The sequence below is a fragment of the Nostoc sp. NMS4 genome (genome assembly GCF_017115095.1).
Classification (GTDB): Bacteria; Cyanobacteriota; Cyanobacteriia; order Cyanobacteriales; family Nostocaceae; genus Nostoc.
The window spans coordinates 22,603-31,410 of record NZ_JABXKI010000198.1; the positions used below are offsets into that span (position 1 = coordinate 22,603).

The 8,808-nt window shown below is 41.1% G+C and carries 4 protein-coding genes; 2 read left to right on the forward strand and 2 right to left on the reverse strand.

Translation table 11 applies throughout. From position 1 onward, the window contains the following. Positions 1-24: 24 nt before the first annotated feature. Together HWQ37_RS16960 and HWQ37_RS16965 are read right to left on the reverse strand one after the other, a co-directional pair. On the reverse strand, positions 25-3,543 hold the full coding sequence (locus tag HWQ37_RS16960) for a WD40 domain-containing protein (protein WP_292748901.1): 3,519 nt from the start codon (positions 3,541-3,543) through the stop codon (positions 25-27). Positions 3,544-4,016: 473 nt separating this feature from the next. After that, on the reverse strand, positions 4,017-5,363 hold the full coding sequence (locus HWQ37_RS16965; protein WP_292748891.1) for an efflux RND transporter periplasmic adaptor subunit: 1,347 nt from the start codon (positions 5,361-5,363) through the stop codon (positions 4,017-4,019). A gap of 469 nt (positions 5,364-5,832) precedes the next feature. Between HWQ37_RS16965 and HWQ37_RS16970 the strand changes: the two genes are divergently transcribed. Both HWQ37_RS16970 and HWQ37_RS16975 read left to right on the forward strand, forming a co-directional pair. Further along, positions 5,833-6,162 carry a CU044_2847 family protein gene (locus HWQ37_RS16970; RefSeq protein ID WP_292748893.1) on the forward strand — a complete coding sequence of 110 codons (330 nt, stop codon included), beginning with the start codon at positions 5,833-5,835 and terminating at the stop codon, positions 6,160-6,162. Further along, the gene (locus HWQ37_RS16975) at positions 6,163-8,016 is read left to right on the forward strand and encodes a tetratricopeptide repeat-containing S1 family peptidase (protein ID WP_292748895.1); all 1,854 of its coding nucleotides are present in this window, start codon (positions 6,163-6,165) and stop codon (positions 8,014-8,016) included. Positions 8,017-8,808 lie beyond the last annotated feature (792 nt).

Here is an 8,808-nt window from a genome sequence, read left to right on the forward strand (position 1 = left end):
AGGCAAAATTCATTCTTTTACCTTTTATTTTTGCTCTCCATTTTCCACTGCCCCTAAAGCTTTTAGCGTCACTAGCTGCGCTGTGGTTAAGCCTGTAACCCCAGTGATATTCATTTTTTCGTAGGGTCGTGGCGATCGCAGTATTCTTAAGCAATCACCCGTCGATACATCCCAAAGCTTAATTGTCTCATCTTGGCTACCACTAATCAGGGTTTGACCATCGGGACTAAAGGCAACTGATTTTACCCAATTAGCCCCCTGCAAAGTTTTCAGGCACTTGCCATTATAGACATCCCATAATTTTATCGTTTGGTCTTCACTGGCACTAGCTAAAATTTGACCATCGGGACTAAAGGCAACTGACCAGACTCGATTAGTATGTTCTTGCAAGGTTGTCAAGCACTTGCCCGTATCAACATCCCATAACTTCACTGTTTGGTCATCACTGCCGCTAGCTAAAGTTTGACCATCTGGGCTGAAAGTAACTGACCTAATCCGATTGCTATGTCCCTCTAAAACTTGGATGCATTTTCCTGTATAAATATCCCATAACCTGACTCTTTGGTTTTCACTGCCACTAGCTAAAGTTTCACCATCGGGACTAAAGGCAACCGATCTTACCCAACTGGTATGTCCTTTCAAGGTTTGGAAACATTTTCCAGTATAAATATCCCATAATTTCACCGTTTGGTCGTCACTGCCGCTAGCTAAAATTTGACCATTAGGACTAAAAGCAACTGACCTAATTCGATTGGTATGTTCCTGCAATTTTTTCAGGCATTGTCCCGTGTGAACATCCCATAATTTAATTGTTTGCTTTTCACTGCCGCTAGCTAAAATTTGACCATCAGGACTGAAGGCAATTGACCGTACCCAACTATTATGCCCCTCCAAAACTTTGAGGAATTTATCGTTACGGACATCCCATAATTTCACTGTTTGTTTTTCACTGCCGCTAGCTAAAATTTGACCATCGGGACTGAAGGCAACTGACCGTACTCGATTGCTATGCCCTTGCAAAGTTGTCAAAGACTTACCATCTTGGACATTCCATAACTTCACTGTTTGGTTTTCACTACCACTAGCTAAAGTTTGACCATCGGGACTGAAAGCAACTGACCTTACCCGATTAGTATGTCCCTGGAAGGTTTTCAGGCATTTACCATTATGGATATCCCATAACTTCACTGTTGGGTCGTCGCCACCGCTAGCTAAAGTTTCACCATCGGGACTAAAGGCAACCGACCAGACGCGATTGGTATGTCCCTGCAAGGTTTGCAGACATTTACCATCAGTAACATCCCATAATTTCACGGTTTGGTCATCACTGCCACTAGCTAAAATTTCACCATCGGGACTAAAAGCAACTGACCTTACCCAACTACTATGTCCCTGCAATGTTTTTAGACATTTACCATCACGAACACCCCATAACTTCACTGTTTGCTTTTCACTGCAACTAGCTAAAGTTTCACCATCGGGACTGAAGGCAACTGACATAATTCGATTGGTATTTCCCTGCAAAGTTATCAGACATTTGCCGGTGTGGACATTCCATAACTTTATTGTTTGGTCTTCACTGCCACTAGCCAAAGTTTGACCATCGGGACTAAAGGCAACTGACCTGACCCAATTGCTATGTTCCTGCAATGTTTTCAGACATTTACCATCACGAACATCCCATAATTTCACTGTTTGGTCATCACTGCCACTAGCTAAAGTTTTACCATCGGGACTGAAGGCAACTGATTTTACCCAACTGCGATGTCCAATACAGCTAAAAAGTAGTTTTCCATCCTCAGCTTGCCACAAGTAAGTTTTGCCATCAGCATCACCCGTAGCTAATAGTTTTCCATTGGGGCTAAATGCGACTGACGAAATACTAACTAATGTTTCTGCAAAAACGGACTTCGCTAAATCAGTATTAGCAAAATTCACTCCATGCAAATTTATACTTTGTAAATATGCTTGCCAAATAGTCAGATTAGAAAAGTCATAGCCGCTAAAATCAGTTTGTAGTTGACAAAGAATATTTAATAGATTTCCACCTGCATATCCCGTTGTTTGGGGAGACTGTCGCAGAGATAATAAAATTTGATATAGATGATGTTCAATATTTTTATTATATCTAAAAATAGTTGATAACCTATCTATAATTGGTTTAATAATTAGGGTAATCTGAGTGTTTCTAATATAATCTTTGGCTGTAGCTTCCATTAAAGCATGGCTGATAAATAGTCTAATATTACTAGTGGTAATTTCGTGACAAACCTGTTCAATCAGTTGGTCGGTCATGTATTCCATCACCACAGACTGGAGGGTGAAAAGTGCCGTTCTTTGTTCAATTAGCGATCGCCTCCGTAGTGATTGTAGCGCTTCCATCACTTCCCTTTTGGGCAAGGAACCCACAATATCATTTAGCAATTCGTCTAGAGAAACTAACTCGCGCTTGATTGCTAGCCAATAAATTATTTCTTTTTCGATCTCTGACAACCGCTCAAATTGCTGGTTTAGTAAATTTCGGGTGTCGCCAAAAATTATCTCTCCTTCAGCCAGAAAAGCAGCAATATCACCATCAAATAACTCCCGAATTGGCTCAGAAACGAGCTTTAATGCCAAAGGATTGCCGGAATACTTCTCAACAAGTTTCCCCCATTCCTGTTGTGAGCCAGATAACCCTTTATCTTGGAGAATTTCTTGCCCTTCTGTTTTTTCTAAGCCGATTAACGATAAAGTTCTGACTGGTGATGCTTCTCCCTCTAAAGGAGCAAATTCTTTTGGTTTTTCACGAGATGTCAGCACTAAGCAGCTTTGATGCGGTTCTTCCCCGATCCGACTAAGTAGTTGACCATAATCTTCGTATTCTTGTCTATATTGTCCGGCGCGATCGCCTTCTTGTAAAATTGTTTCTGTATTATCAAATACTATAAGACAGCGATGCTCTCGTAAATAATGAATCAGCAGCGTTACTTTACCATCTACGGTTTCTGGCAAATCAGTTTCCCTCTCATCAGATAAAAATTTGATCAGGTTCCCTAACATCTCTGCAACAGGTGGCGCATTGCGGAGACTTCGCCAAATCAAATACTCAAAATTCTCCTGAACATCCTTTGCCAGTTTCACAGATAAAGCAGTTTTGCCGATTCCGCCCATTCCCAATATGGCTACTAGTTGGCAATTATCCTCGATCAGCCACTGCCTTAGCTGAGACAATTCTGTTATCCGTCCTCGAAAAAAGCAGACACCAGGCGCTTCACCCCAATCTTGGCGGTTTTGGGTAATATTCACTAAAGATGCTTGATGCTCAGATTCTATAACTTGTTGTAACTTAGTGAGCTTACCTGGTCCGCTACCAATAACATTAAATTTCTTATAAACTTCGCTTAATCTTTTGCGTACTGCCTCAGCGCTGATTGCCAATTTTTTAGCGATCGCATTTGGCGATTGTCCATGAACAGCATATAAAAACACCTCGATCTCGCTGTTAGACAAGCACCGTTTTTCAGCTAAAGCCAAAAGAACGTTTTCGGGAATCACACTCATACTCACACATACACACTACATACCCATGTTACCTCACATAGTTAGATTACATTGGTATCAATGTAGTATGCACTCAATATTTCGGGATAGACATTTGTTGCTCTGGGAATGCTTTCTTGGGCTTTGTCATTCTTTATCTGACGGGTGAGCGATCGCGCTGATGAGTTTATTGTACCTCACTTAGATACATTAGACCTCTTGCATAAATCAAAAATAAAGAACCCCACCCCGCATTTACTGACGCAAACGCTCCCCTCCCCGATGCTTTGGCTACGGTGTACACACAAGTCTGAAATAGTTGATTAACCAGGGTTTTACCCCACCCTAACCCTCCCCGATGCAAAGGGGAGGAAACTAGATTTTCTTGTTTCCCCCCAATGCATCGGGGGGATTAAGGGGGGTAATTCGACTTGTGTGTACACCGAGCCGATGCTTTGGGGAGGGGGTGGGGTGTTAAGGACTTTTGCATGAGTCTACTTTCTTTCTGCAACTGGCTGCACGCGCAAACCCTCTGTTTCATCAACCGTAGGAGTTGCAATGAGCGATTCTTTTCCTGTCAAACCTGATGTAATTTCTACTTCAGTACCATAATCTCGCCCAACAGCAACTTTTTGATAATGCACTGTGTTGTCTTTGCTTACAGTTGCTACCTGCGTACCTTTAGCATTAACGACTAAAACACTATCTGGCACAACAAAGGGAGGATTAGTGCGGTTAATGGCAAATTTGACATTAGCATACATCCCAGGTCGCAGCGTCGCGTCCGAATTATGCACTTCTAATTGTGTTAGCAAAGTACGAGTATTTGGATCTATGGCGTTGCTAGTACGCACTACTTTACCCGTAAACACTCGTTGCGGTAACTCTCTGACTGTAATTTGTGCTGTTTGTCCAGTCTGAAGTGACTGCGATAAACTCTGGGGAACACTCACATTTACCTTTAGATTGTCATAAGCAGCAATAGTATAAAGGCTACTATTGCTAGTGTTGGTGTTGCTAGTACTGGTGTTGCCATTACCTGCTGAAATTAAAACACCTGTATTGACATTACGTGCAGTAATCACTCCCGCGAAGGGAGCAGTGACTTTCTTATAAGACTGCAATACAGTATTACGCTGCAAGTTTGCTTGACTTGCGTATACGTTAGCTTGTGCGGCTTTGATGCTGGCATAGTCAGAACTCACAGTGTTTTGTGCTGCCTCAACATTAGCAAGATTAGCCTGATATGTAGCATACTTTGTATCTGCATCTTGTTGAGGTACTGCACCTTGCTTAACAAGAACTTGCCAGCGATCCCAGCTTTGACGTGCGATCAATAGATTAGCGCGGGCTTGCTTCAAATCAGAAATACCTTTAGCTAAATTAGCACGACTTTGAGACACATTAGCTTGGGCTTGGACTAACTCTGCATTTGCTTGCAAAACTTGCTGATCGGTGTCTGGTGAATCAATCTCTGCCAACAATTGACCGGCTCGGACGCGATCGCCAATATCTGCATACCACCGCCGTAAATACCCAGTACTGCGAGCGTAGATGGTTGTTTGATTCAGGGCGACAACACTGCCAGGTAATTCCACTTTAGTAGCACCAGTAGCGCGACGGGGAGCGATTACGTTGATTGAGGGTAGGGTGCTTGCTTCTTTGACTGCTGCTTGTAATTCTGACTTTTGGCTTAACCGGGGTAGAATACCGATGGCCAGTAAGCTACCAAAAAAAACAGTACCAATTGCAGCCCAACCAATTCCACCAATGCCGCGCCTGTGTTTTTTAGAAGTCGTTTGTTGTTCAGAATCAGGAGATGGACGATGCTGAGAATCCATAGGTAAACTGTCCTGTATTTTCTAAGAAAGCAAACATAATTCGTAATTCGTAATTCGTAATGACGCTCGAGGACTCGCTAACGCTACGCTAACGTAATTCGTAATTACCATTACGTAAGGGTTTTAGACATTTCAAATCGGTGGCTTATTTCCGCCGTGCTGTACTAGTGGTCTGTCCCATTAAATATTATGGGTTGGATAAATCTTTGAAAGCTTAAGTCTTGCATCTTCTGTACGAAAACGCCAATCTACACAAACCTGATTAATATTGCGATCTTACGTATTATTTACGAGGTATGAGGGCTATGGAGCTTATTTTGTCTACGTTTTAGCTTTCATGTCGCCCCCTCACCATCGTTGTAGAATTAGTATAGAACAAAACCCAGCAAAATAAATGGGACAGACCACTAGCAGAAATACTAAAGTTCAGCAGTCAGTGGTTTAACAATCAACATCAGAGGTTTTATCTGTGAAACGTCTAATTCAATTTCCCTTAGAAGACGGTAGCTACATCTTAGTAGAAGTAGATAAACCAGAGTCTGAAGATAGCATAGGAAGAATTGGCCGCCAAGAGGATCTATTGCAGAAGGCAGAACAAACCTTTGAGACAGCTTTGGAAGGAATCAAACCCATAGCCAACACTATCATTAATAAGCTTCGTACCTTAAATCAGCCAGCCGATGAAGTAGAAGTAAAGTTTGGTATCAAAATGAACGCTGAAGCTGGGGCGATTATTGCCAGTGCTAGTATTGAGGGAAACTACGAAATCACCCTTAAATGGAAACCAAAGTCAGTATAGATGCCAACAGGATTTGAAACAGCAATTGTCCGAATTCGCAAGTCTAACGGAGTAGTTGTCGGTGCTGGCTTTCTAGTATCTCAAAACTATGTTATCACTTGCGCCCATGTGGTTGCTGATGCACTAGAAATTTCCTGGGACACTCAAAAAAGACCTACTGAAGTTGTGTATCTAGACTTTCCTCTCATCGCCTCAGAAGAAAGTTTAACTGGAAGAGTAGTTTTTTGGCGGCCAGTTCCGCCGAAAGGTTCTACCTCAGTTAATGGTAAAGAAGACATTGCTGGATTGGAATTAAATGGTACTGTTCCAAAAACCGCGCAACCCGTAGATTTAATAATAGAAGAAGATTTACGCGGCCATTCCTTTAGGACTTTTGGGTTTCCGGCTGGACATGATGACGGGTTAGAAGCGACTGGTGTAATACGCGGACGCCAAGGGACTGGCTGGATACAAATAGAAGATATTAAAGAAACAGGAGTGCGTTTAGAACCTGGTTTCAGTGGTGCGCCTATTTGGGATCAACACCTAAATGGCGTAGTCGGGATGGCTGTAGCAGCCGACCAAAAGCGTCCAGAAGCCAAAGTTGCTTTTATGATCCCAATAAAAGTAATAGCAACCGCTTGGACTGAACTGACTATTCCGCCACTAATTCTGACCCCGAATAAACGCTTTCGATATTGGCGTAACCGTCCTTGGATATTAGCTAGTATTGCTTTACTTCCTGTCTTGGGAGGTGTATTTATTGTTATGCAAAATCATGCAACGCCCTCAAACAACTATCAGTGTAAAACTATGTCTCAAACACAGGAAACAGTCAATAAAATTGTCATTGCTAATTTCTACAATACTGGTGTTGATGCAAAAAATATTTTGCGAACAGAAGATCGATTATTTGAAATCCTTAAAAAGGATGCTCAAAATGCAGATTCAGTCGAGGTTTGTCTTGCTAATGAAACAGTTCATAACCCATTAGAAGCCCAAACTCTAGGAAAGAACCTAAACGCGACAATAGTTATTTGGGGAGGCCGCGATAGCATATTGTTTGAGGTTAAATTAGAGGGAATAAAAGAAAAGATTCCATATCTAAATGCGTTATCATTTCCTTCAAGCAACGCTTCAGAATATAATTTACAGACCCAGGATATTCCAGGTTTGATAAGTGTAATGACTGCTTTTGGGTTGAGCATGAGTTATTACTTGAACCACCAAATTCCTAAAGCTCGTGACATACTCACAGACGCATTAGCAACTGCGGATCAGAGAAAGCTTGGTAAAAACAATGAGGAGAATGCCGAAAGATTAGCAGAAGCTTATTATTTGTTGGGTTCTATGTTTGAGGTAAATATTGATGATTCTAACTGTGCAAAGACTTTCGAGGCTTGTCAAAAAGCTTTGAATGCTTATGAAAAAGCTTCTGAATATAATGTTAAACCATACCAAAACCTTTTAAATAAAGGCATACTCTACGAAAAATTAAAGCTACCAGATAAAGCTATAGAAGCTTACAAAACAATAATCGATTATGAACCTGAATCAAATTCTGCTGTAGTAGCGCGTGCTTACCGCGCAGATGTTTTATTAAGTAAAGGGGAAAAAGAAGAAGCCATAAAAGATTTAGACATTGTTTGTCAACGAAAACCTGCAAATCTTGAGTATCGTCATTTTTTAGGTTTAGCCCAATTACAAACAGGAAGACTGGAAAAAGCTAAGGAAACATATCAGTATGTCAATATCTACGTAGATTCAGATAAAGAATTGAAAGATGAGATCATAGAGGATTTAAACACCCTTGCTAAAGGCACAAAAAATCCAGATATCACAAAAGCAATACATGAAATTATTTCTACTCTATAAAATATCATCAGGAGGCGAAGTTCGCTTCGGTCCTTCAACTTCACATGGTTTATCAGTGGAATTTTTACAACAACGTGACTCTCCACGATAAGGACCATCAGGACAAATTACACAGGTGCATTGTTTCTTTTTTAGACGTGATTGGAAATTTGTGTTCTGAGAAATGTTTGATGTAATTTCTTCAAGAGAAACTTCAGTGATTAAAGGCTCCTGGCTTGGGTGGCTAGATATTAGGTTAACTTCCATAAATCTTCCTTTGTACCTGATTTTAATTAGGTATGGAATAATACAATTATGAGTATTGCTCGTATTATGACATAACTAAAAACCTTAAGAGTAGGCAATTTTTCGGGAATTTATCTTGAATTTATGATGATAAGCTAATCGGCATTTAAGTTGTATAAAGGCAGGGCTGAAGCCCTTACTACAAGCGAATCATTCTGGAAAAATGAATGACGACTAGCAGCTTATAGCCTAAAATGCGATCACACCCCTAACCCCTAAATTTAACCCTCGTCGTCCGTCGTTCTGACTGCCCACAACATCTAAGTTTACTAGTCTTAGTAACTGTGAGTACAGTATTTATTAGGTCTAATAAATGAAGCTTTGTGATGTAAAGTCAGATTCATTGAGTTAGCACTTATAAGACTAGCGTAGCGATCGCACCCCATTCTTCATCCCCATTAATACAAATGTTCTATCTTCCTACTTATCAACCCCACCATCCATACACTACCAGCATTCTGTAAAATTCATCCCAAAGAATCAGATGATCCCCCTTACCTGTGGTGG

Coding starts and splice junctions, on each gene's coding strand:
- HWQ37_RS16965 (WP_292748891.1), bottom strand. CDS start 5,363: ATGGATTCTCAGCATCGTCCATCTCCTGATTCTGAACAACAAACGACT.
- HWQ37_RS16975 (WP_292748895.1), top strand. CDS start 6,163: ATGCCAACAGGATTTGAAACAGCAATTGTCCGAATTCGCAAGTCTAAC.
- HWQ37_RS16960 (WP_292748901.1), bottom strand. CDS start 3,543: ATGAGTGTGATTCCCGAAAACGTTCTTTTGGCTTTAGCTGAAAAACGG.